At 64.2% G+C, this 14,977-nt stretch carries 17 protein-coding genes; 6 read left to right on the top strand and 11 right to left on the bottom strand.

Going from position 1 to position 14,977, the window contains the following annotated elements:
• Positions 1 to 25: 25 nt before the first annotated feature.
• The 6 genes from C9I57_RS10635 to C9I57_RS10610 form a co-directional block, all read right to left on the bottom strand.
• Positions 26 to 1,066 carry an aspartate carbamoyltransferase catalytic subunit gene (locus C9I57_RS10635; protein ID WP_018442372.1) on the bottom strand — a complete coding sequence of 347 codons (1,041 nt, stop codon included), beginning with the start codon at positions 1,064 to 1,066 and terminating at the stop codon, positions 26 to 28.
• Between the two features lie 121 nt (positions 1,067 to 1,187).
• A complete protein-coding gene (pyrR, locus tag C9I57_RS10630) occupies positions 1,188 to 1,703 on the bottom strand; it encodes a bifunctional pyr operon transcriptional regulator/uracil phosphoribosyltransferase PyrR (RefSeq protein WP_107150564.1) in 516 nt (171 codons plus the stop codon).
• Positions 1,690 to 2,124 carry a Holliday junction resolvase RuvX gene (gene ruvX, locus C9I57_RS10625; RefSeq protein ID WP_107150563.1) on the bottom strand — a complete coding sequence of 145 codons (435 nt, stop codon included), beginning with the start codon at positions 2,122 to 2,124 and terminating at the stop codon, positions 1,690 to 1,692. The genes pyrR and ruvX overlap by 14 nt, the downstream gene beginning before the upstream one ends.
• Complete coding sequence (locus C9I57_RS10620) at positions 2,121 to 2,699, bottom strand: YqgE/AlgH family protein (protein WP_107150562.1); 579 nt, start codon at positions 2,697 to 2,699, stop codon at positions 2,121 to 2,123. The genes ruvX and C9I57_RS10620 overlap by 4 nt, the downstream gene beginning before the upstream one ends.
• A gap of 231 nt (positions 2,700 to 2,930) precedes the next feature.
• Positions 2,931 to 4,304 (bottom strand): hypothetical protein, encoded by a 1,374-nt coding sequence (locus tag C9I57_RS10615; RefSeq protein WP_258187585.1) that lies wholly within the window; start codon positions 4,302 to 4,304, stop codon positions 2,931 to 2,933.
• A 62-nt stretch (positions 4,305 to 4,366) separates the two neighbouring features.
• Positions 4,367 to 4,537 carry a rubredoxin gene (locus C9I57_RS10610; protein WP_107150560.1) on the bottom strand — a complete coding sequence of 57 codons (171 nt, stop codon included), beginning with the start codon at positions 4,535 to 4,537 and terminating at the stop codon, positions 4,367 to 4,369.
• A 186-nt stretch (positions 4,538 to 4,723) separates the two neighbouring features.
• On the opposite strand from C9I57_RS10610, the gene C9I57_RS10605 reads away from it, so the two are divergent.
• Positions 4,724 to 5,590 (top strand): hydroxymethylpyrimidine/phosphomethylpyrimidine kinase, encoded by an 867-nt coding sequence (locus C9I57_RS10605; protein ID WP_107150641.1) that lies wholly within the window; start codon positions 4,724 to 4,726, stop codon positions 5,588 to 5,590.
• An 8-nt stretch (positions 5,591 to 5,598) separates the two neighbouring features.
• On the opposite strand, the gene C9I57_RS10600 is transcribed toward C9I57_RS10605, so the two are convergent.
• From C9I57_RS10600 to C9I57_RS10585, 4 genes are all read right to left on the bottom strand, one after another.
• Positions 5,599 to 6,123, bottom strand: a complete 525-nt coding sequence (locus C9I57_RS10600) for a helix-turn-helix transcriptional regulator (RefSeq protein WP_107150559.1) — start codon at positions 6,121 to 6,123, stop codon at positions 5,599 to 5,601.
• Positions 6,124 to 6,327: 204 nt separating this feature from the next.
• Positions 6,328 to 7,968: a chaperonin GroEL gene (groL, locus tag C9I57_RS10595; RefSeq protein WP_107150558.1), complete on the bottom strand. Its 1,641-nt coding sequence runs from the start codon at positions 7,966 to 7,968 to the stop codon at positions 6,328 to 6,330.
• 40 nt (positions 7,969 to 8,008) lie between these two features.
• On the bottom strand, positions 8,009 to 8,299 hold the full coding sequence (groES, locus tag C9I57_RS10590; RefSeq protein WP_018442381.1) for a co-chaperone GroES: 291 nt from the start codon (positions 8,297 to 8,299) through the stop codon (positions 8,009 to 8,011).
• A 1,153-nt stretch (positions 8,300 to 9,452) separates the two neighbouring features.
• Positions 9,453 to 9,878, bottom strand: coding sequence for a hypothetical protein (locus C9I57_RS10585; RefSeq protein WP_107150557.1), 426 nt, complete (start codon positions 9,876 to 9,878; stop codon positions 9,453 to 9,455).
• Positions 9,879 to 10,039: 161 nt separating this feature from the next.
• Here C9I57_RS10585 and C9I57_RS10580 point away from each other — a divergent pair, with 161 nt between their 5' ends.
• The 3 genes from C9I57_RS10580 (at position 10,040) to C9I57_RS10565 (ending at position 12,046) form a co-directional block, all read left to right on the top strand.
• The gene (locus C9I57_RS10580; protein ID WP_107150556.1) at positions 10,040 to 10,519 is read left to right on the top strand and encodes a hypothetical protein; all 480 of its coding nucleotides are present in this window, start codon (positions 10,040 to 10,042) and stop codon (positions 10,517 to 10,519) included.
• A gap of 266 nt (positions 10,520 to 10,785) precedes the next feature.
• The gene (locus C9I57_RS32715) at positions 10,786 to 10,938 is read left to right on the top strand and encodes a hypothetical protein (protein WP_181321792.1); all 153 of its coding nucleotides are present in this window, start codon (positions 10,786 to 10,788) and stop codon (positions 10,936 to 10,938) included.
• A gap of 781 nt (positions 10,939 to 11,719) precedes the next feature.
• On the top strand, positions 11,720 to 12,046 hold the full coding sequence (locus C9I57_RS10565) for a hypothetical protein (protein ID WP_107150553.1): 327 nt from the start codon (positions 11,720 to 11,722) through the stop codon (positions 12,044 to 12,046).
• Positions 12,047 to 12,212: 166 nt separating this feature from the next.
• On the opposite strand, the gene C9I57_RS10560 is transcribed toward C9I57_RS10565, so the two are convergent.
• Positions 12,213 to 12,494 (bottom strand): DUF6566 family protein, encoded by a 282-nt coding sequence (locus C9I57_RS10560; protein WP_107150552.1) that lies wholly within the window; start codon positions 12,492 to 12,494, stop codon positions 12,213 to 12,215.
• Positions 12,495 to 12,815: 321 nt separating this feature from the next.
• Here C9I57_RS10560 and treA point away from each other — a divergent pair, with 321 nt between their 5' ends.
• Complete coding sequence (gene treA / locus C9I57_RS10555; RefSeq protein WP_258187584.1) at positions 12,816 to 14,561, top strand: alpha,alpha-trehalase TreA; 1,746 nt, start codon at positions 12,816 to 12,818, stop codon at positions 14,559 to 14,561.
• A gap of 115 nt (positions 14,562 to 14,676) precedes the next feature.
• Positions 14,677 to 14,928 (top strand): hypothetical protein, encoded by a 252-nt coding sequence (locus C9I57_RS10550; RefSeq protein ID WP_107150551.1) that lies wholly within the window; start codon positions 14,677 to 14,679, stop codon positions 14,926 to 14,928.
• Positions 14,929 to 14,977: the final 49 nt, after the last annotated feature.

Here is a 14,977-nt window from a genome sequence, read left to right as displayed (position 1 = left end):
CTCTCTCGATCTGCCGATCTTCGCGTCAATCGTTGTTGCCGGCCACGATGCTCATCACGGCCATGCGCACGGCGATGCCGAACGTCACCTGATTGAGAATCACCGATTGCGGGCCGTCGGCCACCTGCGAATCGATTTCGACGCCGCGATTCATCGGCCCAGGGTGCATCACGATCGCATCGGGCTTCGCGCGCGCAAGGCGCTCGGGCGTCAACCCCCAGCTCTTGAAGTACTCCTGCGCCGAAGGCAACAACGCGCCGCTCATCCGTTCGTTCTGCAGTCGAAGCATGATGATGACGTCGACATCCGCCAGCCCTTCGTCGAGATTGTGGAACACGCGCACGCCCATCTGCTCGAGGCCGCCCGGCAGCAGCGTGCGCGGCCCCACCGCCCGCACCTCGGGCACGCCGAGCGTGGTCAAGCCGTGGATATCGGAGCGCGCCACGCGCGAATGCAGAATATCGCCGACGATCGCCACGCGCAGGTTCGTGAAGTCGCGCTTGTAGTGGCGAATCGTGTACATGTCGAGCAGGCCCTGCGTCGGGTGCGCATGGCGGCCGTCGCCCGCGTTGATGACGTGCACGTGCGGCGCGCAATGCTCGGCGATCAGATAGGGCGCGCCGCTCGACGCATGCCGCACGACGAACATGTCCGCATGCATCGCGGACAGATTGTTGATCGTATCGAGCAGCGACTCACCCTTGCTCGTCGACGAGGCGTTGATGTTGAGGTTCAACACGTCCGCCGACAAGCGCTTCGCGGCGATCTCGAACGTTGTTCGCGTGCGCGTCGAATTCTCGAAGAAGAGGTTGAAGACCGATTTGCCACGCAGCAGCGGTACCTTCTTTACTTCGCGATCAGTGACGCTGACGAACTGCTCGGCCGTATCGAGAATGTGATTGACGATCGCACGTGGCAGGCCCTCGATCGTCAAAAGGTGCTTCAATTCGCCGTTCTTCGTGAGCTGCGGGTTGCCCTTGAGGAAACCGTAGCGGAAACGGTCTGGCGATGGGCTCGTACCGGCTCGGTCGCCGTTGTCGGCTTGGCCCGCGTTGACGATGTTCATCTTTCTGTCTGTTGCCTGTTTCGAACTTGAGTTGACTGTTTGCCGGTCGTTTCGCTAGCCGCTATCGGACGATGCGATCGATCAGCACGCCCACGAATCAAGGAATGGAAGCGACAAAGCCTCAGTCGCTGCGCGGCTCCGTGCGGAACGAAAAGCGCGTGTCGGCTTCGCGTACTAGCACGAGCGTCGTATCGCCGGCGAGATCGACGCGGCCGCCGACGAAGCGCGCCGCAATCGGCAATTCGCGGCCATCGCGCTCGGCCAGCACCGCGAGCTCGACCGCGGCGGGGCGGCCGTAGTCGTAAAGCTCGTTGATCGCCGCTCGCACGGTACGGCCCGTGTAGAGCACATCGTCGACGAGCACGATCCTGCGGCCGTCGACGTCGAACGGCAACGACGTCGGACTCGCCTGGCTGTGCAGGCCTTTCTTCGCGTAATCGTCGCGATGGAGCGCGACGTTCACGACGCCGAAGCCCTCGACTCCCAGATCGTGCGCGAGCCGCTCGGCCAACCATGCGCCGCCGCTATGAATGCCGGCGAGCGCGGGGCCGTCGGGCTGCCCGAACGCGTTGCCGTAGGCGTCGCGAACCTGCGCGAGCAACGCGCGATAGAACGCTTCGGCGTCAATGCCATTCATGCTTCAGACCGTCCAGATATTGTTGAAGGATGATGCGCGCCGCTTCAGCATCGAGCATATCGGCCCGCCCACCGCTCGCGCGCAGACCCGCTTCGGCTTCGACCGATGAATATCGTTCGTCGACCCAGTCCACCGGAAGATTGAAACGGCCGTTCAACTGATTGCCAAAACGTTTCGCGAGCCGCGTCATCTCGTGCGGCGTGCCGTCGGGATGGCTCGGCAAGCCAACAACGAGCGCGTCGGGCTTCCATTCGCCGATCAGCTTGCCGACGGCTGCAAAGCGAGCTTCACGATTGGGGTTGGGAACGACGGCGAGCGCGCGAGCCTGTTTCGTCAACGCGTTGCCGATTGCAACGCCGATGCGCTTTTCGCCGTAATCGAACGCAAGCAGCGTCGCCTCACGCCCGACGGGCTTGCTCATGCGTGTCCCGCGTCGCCCGACAGCATCGACGGCGATACGCCGAGCAGCGCCAGCGCCGCTTCGAATCGCTCTTCGGCGGGAACCTCGAACACGATGCGCGGATCGGCTTCGACCGTGAGCCAGCCGTTCTTCGAGATTTCTTCTTCGAGCTGACCCGCGCCCCAACCGGCATGGCCGAGCGTGAGCAGGAAGCGTTGCGGACCCTTGCCGCTCGCCACGGCCTCGAGCACGTCTTTCGACGTCGTCATCTCGAGGCCGCCCGTGACCGCCATGGACGACGTGTACGAACTGCCCTCGACCGGTTCGTGCAGCACGAAGCCGCGTTCGGTCTGAACGGGGCCGCCGAAATAGACGGGAACATGGAGCAGCGGCTCGATTTCGAGCTTGAGATCGATGCGGCTGAAGAGCGACTCGAGGTCGATGTCGGTCGGCCGGTTGATGACGAGGCCGAGCGCTCCGCGATCGCTGTGATCGCAAAGGTAGACCACCGTTCCTGAAAACGTCGGGTCGGCCATGTTCGGCATGGCAATCAGGAACTGGTTCGTCAGGTTGATGCGATCGTTACTCTTAGGCATGGTACGAATTTTAGCAAAGACAGTGCGGAATCGCCCCCTGACTTCGGGGGGCCAGCGCGAAAACGCACGAAGCGCGCCAATGCACCAAATATGCGAAATACGCCGCGCGGCGGCCGGACGGCATGCCGTTCATCGGAGACACTGAAGACACTCTATCACGGTCGTTGTCCGCCCCCGCCGAAGCGCGGCGATATCAGACTGGCCAAGCGAAGACAGGGAAGACGGCGATGCTCAGGAGGCGCGCCCGGCCGGCGTCGGCTGGGCGCGCTCGATTGCCTGGGCGATCGTCTTGAAAGCAGCGTTGGCGTCCGGCGGCGCCACACCGGCCGCCACGCGCAGCAGCATCGCGCGCAACGCCTCCGTGGCTCCGTCGATTGCGGCGGGCTCGGGCGCCCTCGCCGGTGCGGCAATTTCGCGCGCGTGCGCCGTCAGCCGCCAAGCGAGCCCCAATGCCTCGGCAAGCGCCGCAACGTGGCCGAGCCCCAATGCGCAGGCGGCGGCGCCCAGCCGGTACGCCGCTTCGGCCGACTCGGTCGCCTCGGTCGCCGAACCGGGCAACACGGTGCCATCCGGCCTACCCGCGCGATTCGCGAGCTTGGCCATTGCACCGTCGGCAGTCTGCAGAAAATCCTCGTACGCGCTTGCGTTGATCGACAACACCCCGATCTCACGCACGGCCGCATCGTCCTGGACTGCTCTTTGCTCCGCCTCGGCCGCGCTGGCTTCCCAGGCCACCTCGGACGCCAACGAGCCGGCGACATGCCAATCGACCGTGAGACCGTAGTCGCTCAACAGCGCGACGTCGTCGGCGTCTTCGGCCGCCGCCCCATAGAGCGCGTAGTCGCGCCAAAGCAACGCAACGGCCGCGCGCACGAATGAGCGCGGCGCCACCGTGAGACCGCGCGCCTCGTCGGCGAGCAGCAGATTGCAGCGCGCATAAAAACGCTTCGCCTCATCGCCGCCGGACGTCGCCCGGCCTGCGAGGCGCAACGCACGTGCGCAACGTGCGGCAAGGCGCCATACGTCGTAGGGATCATTGCCGGCGAGCTCAGTCAGGCATCGATCGAGCTCGTCGAGCGCGGAAGCCGTCGATTCGCGCGACCGCAGCAAGGCGAGCAATGCATCCTCGTAGACCGCCCGCAAGCGGGCAAGCGGTTGCGCCGGCAGCGAACGCATCACCGCGGGAGCGATCGGCCGGCCCGCTAGCGCGAGGTCCTCATAGGCAACTTCGGAAGCATTCGCCTGGTGGCTGACGATATGCGCATTGAGCGCGCGATAGTGGCCGAAAAGCGTCGGCGAGCAGGCGAGCTCGCGCAGATTGCGGCGTGTCAGCGCAGCGTGGAAATCGCCGAGCGCCAAACCGAACCGCTGCGCGACCTCACCGTCCGCAAACGGTGACGCGAGAACCAGCGTATCCGCAAAGCGCTGTGCCGGCAGCCATCCTGCCTGCTTCAGCGCACTCGCGGCCCGCAGAAGCGGTGCACCGACCGCCGCATGCGATTCGAACGCCGTTCGCGCTTCCGCAAGCGCGGTTTCGGCCGCGCGAACGGCTGCTCCGCGAGGATTCGGCAAGGCTTCGAGGGCGGGCGAGGCGGAAGGTGTCATGGGAATCGCGTCGCGGCAGGAAAACGGCATGCTTGCCGCTTGCCGTCGCTATGCTCGTGCGGTCAGATCTGGACCATTTCGAAGTCTTCCTTGCGTGCCCCGCATTCCGGACAAGTCCAGTTCACCGGCACGTCTTCCCATTTCGTACCGGGAGCGATCCCCTCCTCCGGCAATCCCGCTTCCTCATCGTAAATCCAGCCGCAAATGAGGCACATCCAGCTTTTGAATTCCATTCTTTTGCCGCGTCGACACGTTCATTGATCGAAAGAGCCATGATGGTACCGTCTTTGCCGCCGCGCTGGATAGCCTCTTTGCGCACTGCAGCAAGCCACCGAGGCGGATTCGGCCGCATAATTGAGCCGATTGCGGCGCAAGCGCCGCCCGTTCTCAAAGCTTCCGACTTCGCCCACGTTCGTTCCATGCCCAGCACCGCCCCACCCATCGTTCTCACCTTCGGTCTGTCCGACCCAACCGGCGGTTTCGGCCTGCAAGCCGATTTGCTGACGCTCGCCAGCATGGGCTGCCATGGCGTGTCGGTGCTGACGGGCTACACCGTGCGCGATTCGGCCAATTGCGACGAAGTGACCGGTCTCGACCCCGATGTCGTTGCCACGCAGGCCCGCATGCTGCTCGAAGACATGCCGATCGCGGCCTTCAAGGTCGGCGCCGCGACGAAGGCCGAGGTGGTGAGCGCGATCGCGGAAGTCGTCTCCGACTACGACGACGTGCCGCTGATCCTGGCGCCCGACTTCACCCTGGACGATGAGCATGTGCTCGCGGCCGACGAGCTGCGGGAATCGATCGCCGAGTTGCTTGCACCGCAAACTACCCTCCTCGTCGCGGACCAGGCGACGCTAGCCGCGCTCGCTCAACCTGACGGCGATGCCGAATCTCCGAGCCTCGACGCGGCCATCGCGCATTTGCTCTCACAGGGCACGGAGTACATTTTGTCGATGCAAGCCGGCACGCACCGGCTCGTCAATACGCTCTTCAGCGAAGACGGTCAGTTGCGGCAGGACTTGTGGGACCGCCCGTCCTATCGGGTGATGGGGATGACGGACACGCTCGGCACCGCGATTGCCGCCCTGCTTGCAAACGGCCAGGAACCGGCCGAAGCGGCACGCGAGGCGCAGGAATACCTCTTTCAGACCGCGCTGCACGCATTTCGCCCAGGTATGGGCGCCTATCTGCCCGATCGGTTCTTTTGGGCACGCGACGACGAGGGCGACGAGCCTCGCCCGCCAGCGCCAGGCGGCGCCTCTCATCCGAAGCCGCCACCCGCCTGAGCACGCCTTCACGCGACGAGTTCGCCCACCTGCCGCTGCACACCGGGAATAGCCTGACGGACCGCCTTCGCGAGATTGATCTGCATGGCGGTCGCCGAGACCTCGAAAAGCCCCGCCTTCAGCTCGTAAGTGCCACGAGTTTGCAGCCAGCTCAGGATGTCCGCGAGATGCCATATTGCCGTCGTGCCGCAGTGCACCGGCGCCGGAAAATTCTTGGCGTGGGAAATCATGAGCTTGCGCATGTTCTGCCGCGTCACACCAATCACCTCGGCAGCGTCGGTCAAGCCGACGAAGTCGGGCATAGCCTCGATGAGGCGGGCGCCCGGAAGCGCGCGCCTGACATCGGCGAGCGCGCTGACGAAAGCGGCCTCGGCCGACGTGGCCTCACGCGCGAACTCGAGCGCAACACGCCCCGATTGCCCCATACCAACGAGCGCATCCTCGCATCCAGCCGCTCCGAGACGCTCCATCAAATCGTCGGGGTCGCCGTGCCCGTCGTGCAACTGATACTTCAGGGTAAAGGTGTATTCCATCTTTAATTCCTGCCTTGCATTGGCCGAACGTGATGCCAATTGATCTCCGCCAACTGCGGCGGGTGAATTCGCAAGAGGATAAAGGCGAACCCATAGGTTGTCAAACGACAACCTATGGGGCAAGAAAAACCCCGCATCGCTGCGGGGCTTCTTCGAAGGATGCGCCTTGCGGCGCACCCCGGCATGGGTAGTCGGCTACGCCGATTACATGTCCATGCCCATGCCGCCCATGCCGCCGGGCATACCGGCAGGACCAGCGGCTTCCTTCTTCGGCAGCTCGGCGACAGCGGCGTCGGTCGTGAGCAGCAGACCCGCCACCGAAGCCGCGTTTTGCAGCGCCGTGCGCGTAACCTTCGTCGGGTCGACCACGCCGGCCTCGACGAGGTCGCCGTACTCTTCCGTCGCGGCATTGAAGCCGTAGTTGCCCTTGCCATTGGCAACGGCTGCCACGACGACGCCCGCTTCGAGGCCACCGTTCGTCACGATCTGACGCAGCGGCTCTTCCATCGCGCGCAGCACGATCTTGATGCCGGCATCTTGGTCTGCGTTCACGCCCTTCAGGCCGTCGATCGCTGTGCGAGCGCGGATCAGCGCAACGCCGCCGCCAGGAACGATGCCTTCTTCAACCGCGGCACGCGTAGCGTGCAGCGCGTCTTCGACACGTGCCTTCTTTTCCTTCATTTCGACTTCGGTTGCCGCACCGACCTTGATGACGGCCACGCCGCCAGCCAGCTTCGCGACACGCTCTTGGAGCTTTTCGCGGTCGTAGTCCGACGTCGCTTCTTCGATTTGCGTGCGAATTTGCTTCACGCGCGCTTCGATGTTCTTCGCGTCGCCCGCACCGTCGATGATCGTGGTGTTTTCCTTCGCCACCTCGATGCGCTTCGCTTGACCGAGCTCTTGCAGCGTCGCCTTTTCGAGCGTCAGGCCCGTTTCTTCGGCGATCACTTGGCCGCCCGTCAGGATCGCGATGTCTTCGAGCATCGCCTTGCGACGATCGCCGAAGCCAGGCGCCTTGACCGCAACGGTCTTCAGGATGCCGCGGATGTTGTTGACGACGAGCGTTGCGAGCGCTTCGCCTTCGACGTCCTCAGCGATGATGAGGAGCGGACGGCCGGCCTTCGCGACTTGCTCGAGCACCGGCAGCAGATCGCGGATGTTCGAGACCTTCTTGTCGTGCAGCAGCACGAACGGGTTCTCGAGAACGGCGACTTGCTTGTCCGGGTTGTTGATGAAGTACGGCGAGAGGTAGCCGCGATCGAACTGCATGCCTTCGACGACTTCGAGCTCGTCGGCGAGCGACTTGCCGTCTTCGACCGTGATCACGCCTTCCTTGCCGACCTTGTCCATCGCTTCAGCAATGCGCGAACCAATCGATTCGTCGCTGTTCGCCGAGATCGCGCCGACTTGCGCGATTTCCTTGCTCGTCGTGCAGGGCTTGCTGATCTTGCGGAGCTCTTCCACGGCGGCTTGCACGGCCTTGTCGATGCCGCGCTTCAGATCCATCGGGTTCATGCCCGACGCGACGTATTTCATGCCTTCGCGGACGATCGACTGAGCGAGCACCGTCGCCGTCGTCGTGCCGTCACCGGCGTTGTCGCTCGTCTTGGACGCGACTTCCTTCACCATCTGCGCGCCCATGTTCTGGAGCTTGTCTTCGAGTTCGATTTCCTTCGCGACCGACACGCCATCCTTCGTGACGGTCGGGCCGCCGAAGCTGCGCTCGAGGACGACATTGCGGCCCTTCGGGCCCAGCGTGACCTTCACTGCGTTGGCAAGAATGTTCACGCCTTCGACCATCTTGGCACGAGCGCTGTCGCCGAATACGACGTCTTTAGCTGCCATCTTCTAACTCCTTGAAATCTTTGTGGAATACGAACCTGAATTACTTCTGGACGACCGCCATGATGTCTTCTTCGCGCATCACGAGCAGCTCCTGGCCCTCGACCTTCACGGTCTGGCCAGCGTACTTGCCAAAGAGCACGCGATCGCCAACCTTGACGTCGAGCGCGATTTGGTCGCCTTTGTCGTTGCGCTTGCCCGGCCCGATCGCGAGCACTTCGCCTTGATCCGGCTTCTCGGCCGCGGCGTCAGGAATCACGATGCCCGAGGCGGTCTTGGTTTCCTGATCCAAACGCTTCACGATGACGCGATCGTGCAAAGGACGAAGGTTCATACATACTCCTCTCTGATTGAGACTGAAGGACGCTGAGGTAGACCCGCCCGGAGAGCCGGGCGGAACTTGTTAGCACTCACGTGCAGCGAGTGCTAATTATATGGACGGGTTTCGGGGAATTCAAGAAGGGTCTGATTAGAAGTTTTTCAGCGTCGGGCTTCGTTCCACTTTCATTCTGTCCGCTCGAACATTCGCTTCCACCGGCCCGGCAGGCATAGCGAATGCGTCATCTGGATCGTGTCGTCGCCAACTGTGGAGCTTCGCGGAAAAGCACGCGGGACGGCGACTCCGGCCACCCGTCCGGATCGGCCACGAAGATGGCGAGCGTTTTCATAGCCCAGGCTTACGATAGCCGCTAGACCGCTCCCATTGCCGTGAGCGGAACCAGGGGGTCGAGCTCGCAGGACGGTCCCGCGGCTCATTTCGATGAGCACTCCGCAAGGAGACGGCAGATGAATGTAGCAAATGAAAGGATCAGACGAGACGGTACAAAGCATTTCGTACCGTTCAGACAGACGGACTTTGCGCATTACGACTACGGTGCGGATAGCTCGGATGACGACCTCAAGGCTGGGCCGCCTGTGCGGCGCAAACGTCTTGCGCTTCGGGTTGCGGCGGCAAGCGCATTGGCTGTCGGAGTCATAGGCGTCATCGCTTATGGCGATTGGTTCGGCAGCGATCAGGCACTCGGGATCGTCGGACTGACGCGGCCAGGGCAACATACGTCTTGGTCCGGTCAGATCGCGCAACCACCCGCGCCTCCCGCTCACGGAACCGCGGTGGATAGTGCACAGGTCGCGCAACCACCAGCGCCTCCCGCGCAAGGAACTGCGGTTGAGAGTGCCGAAGTCGCCCCGCCGCCTCTGTCGTCCGCTTCGCCCGATCATCGCGCTGAACCTGCTCCGGATTCGGCTGCGCCGCAGTCGGTGACGCGAGAGCCTGAGCGAGCACGCCCTGCCGTCACACAGAATCACCGCCATCCGGCGCCGCACGGGAAAACAATCGTTCGGCACGCGCCCGCCATCACCCGACCCACGCTGCCAACGCAGCAAGCGCCTTCGTCCAATGATCTGGCGAAATCACCGCCGCCTCCTGCCCGGGGGACTGAAATTGGCACAGCTGACCGAGCCCCGTCCGTTCCCGCTTTAGTTGATCATTCCAGCGCACCATCTCGGAGTCCTGTTTCACCGCAGGTGAATGAAGGACGGCCTTCGGGCAGTTTTAGCGGAGCTGGTTTAGGCGCGGGCGGTTCGAGCGCGGCTGGTCCGAGCGCGGCTGGTCCGAGCGCGGCCGGTCCGAGCGCGGCCGGTCCGAGCGCAGCCGGTCCGAGCGCAGCCGGTCCGAGCGCGGCCGGTCCGAGTGCGGCCGGTCCGAGCGCGGCTGGTCCGAGCGCGGCCGGTCCGAGCGCAGCCGGTCCGAGCGCAGCCGGTCCGAGCGCGGCCGGTCCGAGCGCCGCTGGTCCGAGCGCCGCTGGTCCGAGTGCCGGCGGTCCGAGTGCCGGCGGTCCGAGTGCCGGCGGTCCGAGTGCCGGCGGTCCGAGTGCCGGCGGTCCGAGCGCGGGTGGTCCGAGCGCGGGCACAGGCGGTCACGGCGCTGGCAGTTCTGGCGCTGGCAGTTCTGGCGCTGGCAGTTCCGGCGCTGGCGGTTCTAGCTCAGGCGGTTCTAGCTCAGGCGGTTCCAGCTCAGGCGGTTCCAGCTCAGGCGGTTCTAGCTCGGGCGGTTCGAGCGCTGGCGGTTCGAGTGCAGGTAGCTCCGGAGCAGGCAGTTCTGGAGCAGGCGGTTCGGGCGCGGGTGCAGGCGGCCACGGCTCAAGCGGCGGTGCGGGTGCTGGCGGTGCGGGTGCTGGCGGTGCGGGTGCTGGCGGTGCGGGCGCTGGTGGTGCCGCTGGTGCCGCTGGTGGTGCCGCTGGTGGTGCCGCTGGTGGTGCCGCTGGTGGTGCCGCTGGTGCCGCTGGTGGTGCCGCTGGTGGTGCCGCTGGTGGTGCCGCTGGCGCCGCTGGTGGTGCCGCTGGTGGTGCCGCTGGTGGTGCCGCTGGTGGTGCCGCTGGCGGTGCTGGCGGTGCTGGAGCTGGCGGTGCTGGAGCTGGCGGTCACGGCGGAGGCAGTTCCGGCGGCGCAGGCGGTCACGGCGGCGGTGCGGGCGGCGGAGGCGGAGGCGGAGGCGGTCACGGCGGCGGGTCGCGGTAATCGGCCGCCTTGTCCTCGTGCGTCCTTTGGATAAGAGACGAAGAGACGCCGCACGTTAGGTGCCTGTCAACGCTGACAGGCAGACAGGTCGGATTATTGCCGGCGGAGCGGCCCAGGTGCCACCATTGCGGGTCGCTCCTTCCAAGCCCCAGCAATGCATCTGGCCCGCACGTCCAAATGAAGCTCGTCCGCTAGAGCGCCAACGTGCTGGCAACAGCTGTGATCGGCGTCGTCCTTTCGCGGTACGTCAGCGGCCTACCCTACGAATTTCCACCGCTACCGGCGTCCATTGCGTTCGTCATGCGCAAGCTGGGCATCGATACCGTAGAGAACGCCGATGACATAGAGACGATCGGGCTTCTCGTCATCATCGTTGCATCCTTCATCGTCGCTGCTGTGCTGGTGTGGGCGCTGAATCGATTGCTCCGACGCTGGCAAGTTGCGCACGGCTAGTAACAGTCTAGGGCGCGCCGTCGGATCAATGATTGCTGCCACGTTCCCCGGGCGGTTCCCGTGGCGCAGCCCGAGGGCTCGGCGCAGGCGCGATTGGCGCGGGGCGCGGCGGCATGTGCCCGCCGGGCGCCGCGGCAGGCGGCGGCGCGGCTGGCGGGCCGGCAGTCACCGGGCCGCGGCCTCCCTGTACGCCGGGGCGGGGCCCATCCCTATCCCTGTCGCGCCAATGGTCGTGGTCGTGCCAGCGATGCCATTCTTCGCCACGGTCCCAATCGCCGCCACCACCAAAGCCGCCGAAACCAAAATACGTGTAGGGCTCGTAATAGGTCGGAGGCGGCGGGCCGTAGCCGTAGCCATAGCCGTACCCGTAGCCAGGTTGCTCGTAGCCTGCGTAGTCACCGGAATACGACGCACACGCGCTGACCAGCCCGGCGACTGAAGCAGCGGCCAGAACACGCAAAGGGAATCGACGGATAAAGACTCTCACGCTCATAACACTACGACAATCTTTCGAGCGTCGGGTGGCAGGCAATTTGTAAAGTTTCGTGTCGGTTCGCCGCTACGCGAACGTCGACATCGAAGGAAGCAACCATCCCGCAGACGTTTTCGCACCCACGGATACCAACGGAAACAAATACGCCCAGCCCTGCCAATCGGCGTCATCTAGACTAAAAGAGACCATCCGTTGACGGCCGTTTCGACGCGGGTCCAAGGCCGGTGCCGGCTCACGTCTGATGTCAGCGGATGACGTCGACTGAATAGGTTCAAGGAGGCGTTCATCATGTTGCAGACCAATGAAATCCAAAAGCGCTTCAGCCATTTGCAGCAAACGATCAGCGAGGCGTCGCGGACCCTTCATTCAAATCAGTCGGTTCCACAGGACCTGATGGATTGTATGGACGAACTGGACAGGGAATGCCAGTCGGCCCAGGGAGCGATGAGCTCTCAGGATGAGGATCGCATTCGCCAATGCGTAGATGACATGGAATTGCTAGGCGATCGCGCGGAGCAAGCGTGCCAGCAGGCCGGTAGTCTGGACGGCAAGGTCAGGCAAGCAGTGACCTCGATGCACGACGAGCTTTCGGACTTCAAGAGGCAGATCCATTAATCCTTCGTCGTAGTGCACGTACGTAACGAGCGGTCTCGGCACGGCGCCGGGATCGCCCGATCCCGAAGCCGGACTCAATCGCCGCACTGCCTACGAATCCTGAACGACGAACGGCTCAACCGCTCGACCCATCGCAGCTTCTTGGCCGTATTCGTCGGCTCCGCGCTCAAGGCCCTCTGGCCGGGTTGCGCGCGTCGAGCGGCATGCGATCGCGAAGGTCGAGCAAATGCCGCGCACGTTCGAGCCCATCTCGAATCGCTTCTTCGCGAGTAGCCCAAAAAGGTTCGACGGTCTCCGGCGCCTCGAGCGGCACCGGCTCGCCATCGCGCGTCACGCTAATGCGCGGGAGCCACTGCCCGCGCTCGACTTGCGTTGCCTCAGCAACGATCGAGTAACCATTGTGCTCGTAGCGTTCGGCGGATCCCTCAGGCGGGAATAACTTCTCCATCGTGGCCCTCCAGTTTGTGCAGCGCCGGCGCGCAGTGCGCGGCCAGCGCCGCGGGTAGGCAGCCGGTACGCGATTTAATTCGCGTTTCGACCGCGGGCAAACTCTGCTAAGCAACCTTCGCGCAAGCTGCCCCGCCGCCGTTATCAGACGGCATCCTTTCCTCTTCCCATCGTAACAATGCATACTCTCGTCTCGTAAGGAGACGAAAGTTTTCCGCACGCGGATAGTTCCCCACTAAATGCCGTCTCCCAGCGAGACCGCAGCCCTATGACACGGCGCGAACGAGACCTGTGAAGTGTTCAGTCTTCCAACGGAGGAAACATGAGCATGCCGTCACAATCTCGTCCCGATGCGGTATCGGCAATCGAATCCCACGAACCCCAGCCGGTCAGCCGCGCAGCGCCCTTCCCCATCGTTCGCTTCTCGTCGTTTTCGCCCTTTTCGTCGGCACGTCACCGCTATCCCTCGTCGCGCCGCACGTTAGCCACGGCCGGCGTCGCCTGCGTCACGGCGCTCGCCTTCGCGTCCGCGACCTGCTTCGCCGACACGCAGGTCGGCGGCACATTGCCGCCGCCGCCGGATGTTCTCTATGGCGATCTCTTCGTCGCCGTGCAGACCGCGCAGATCTTTCCCGATCAGAAGACGTTCGTCGATTCGACGCCGAACACCGACCCCGCGACGATCGTCGAGCTTTACGAGTCGCAAAAGGACCAGCCCGGCTTCTCGCTGCAGGCGTTCGTGAACCAATACTTCACGCCGCCGCCCGATCAGAGCATCACGCCTCCTGCGGGCCAGACGCTGCGCGAGCATATCGATTGGCTATGGACCGGCCTCACGCGCACGACGACGACCGCGCCCGATTACAGTTCGCTCATCCCGTTGCCGAAGCCCTATGTCGTGCCGGGAGGGCGGTTCCGCGAAGGCTACTACTGGGACACCTACTTCACGATGCTCGGCCTGCAGGAGTCAGGGCACGAGGATCTCGTCGACGACATGCTCGACAACTTCGCCTACCTGATCAACACGTTCGGCCACATTCCGAACGGCAATCGCACCTACTACCTGAGCCGCTCGCAGCCTCCGTTCTTTTCGTACATGGTCGAGCTCGCCGCCCAGAAGGAAGGCGACAGCGTCTACCAGAAGTATCTTCCGGCGCTGCGTAATGAGTACGCGTACTGGATGCAGGGCGAGAGCAGCACGCCGCGCGGCAGCGCGACGCGCAACGTCGTCGTCCTGAAGGACGGAACGGTCCTCAACCGATACTGGGACGAGCTCGACACGCCGCGCGACGAGTCGTATCTCGAAGACGTCCAGACAGCGCAGCAGGTAACGGACCGGCCGGCCAACGAGGTCTACCGCGATCTGCGCGCGACGGCCGAGAGCGGCTGGGATTTCAGCTCGCGGTGGTTCGGCGACAACCAGCATCTGTACACGGTGCGCACGACGTCGATCATCCCGGTCGATCTGAACAGCTTGATGTTCCACCTCGAAACGACGATCGCGCATGGCTGCACGGTCGCGCGCGACTTTGGGTGCGTGGCGCGGTTCATCGAGCACGCGGCGAAGCGCGCAGTCGGCATCAACCGGTATCTCTGGAACAGCAAGGGGTATTACGGGGACTACGATTGGCGGCTCGGTACCTCGCGCGACAACCAGACGCCAGCCATGCTGTACCCGCTCATGGCGGGCGTGGCTTACCCGGAGCGTGCGGAGAAAACCGCGCAAACCGTGCAGAACGTGCTGCTGCGGCCAGGTGGTCTCGTCACGTCGCTCTATAACACGGGACAGCAATGGGATGCCCCGAACGGCTGGGCACCGCTGCACTGGATCGCGATCAAGGGCCTGACGAAATACGGACGCAGCGACCTTGCACGGCTCATCGGCACGCGCTTCCTCGCCGACGTGGAAAACGTCTACTCGACGCAGCAAAAGCTCGTCGAGAAATACGTGGTGGAAGGCGCCGGTGAAGGCGGTGGTGGCGGAGGCGAATATCCGCTGCAGGACGGCTTCGGGTGGACGAACGGCGTCACGCTGATGCTGCTCGATATGTACGGCGGCGGCCAGTGACGTAAGCACCGCGTGCGCCGGCGTCGTGAAGCCCGGCGCGCGGGTTGCTTGCTCTTGATCGAGTCATCTCGCATGCGAATGCAATGGCGGGGTTGCCGCCGAGGAGCACCACGCGATGAAATCGATCAGCCTTAAGTACATCGGACCCGCCGCGGTGCTTGCCGGCATTTGCGCGGCGGCCGTCGTGACCGCCGTGGCCGAACAGGCGCCCGGGGACGATAGCGCATCGATGGTCAAGCCGCCGCAGCCGCCGGCAAGCGGTGCGAACGCGCATAATCCCGACAATATGCCGATCCACCGGCCGAAACAGCCGACGAACGATCCTATCGCCCGCCCACCGCCTGCTAGCGCAGCCAATGCGAAATAGCGAACGGTCGAGTTACCGGGGGTGGGCCCGCCACCCAGAGGAACACCAA

This window comes from Trinickia symbiotica, from assembly GCF_003028655.1.
Lineage (GTDB): Bacteria > Pseudomonadota > Gammaproteobacteria > Burkholderiales > Burkholderiaceae > Trinickia > Trinickia symbiotica_A.
Note: the sequence above shows the minus strand (reverse complement) of the source record. Positions and strands in the feature narration are given on the sequence as shown.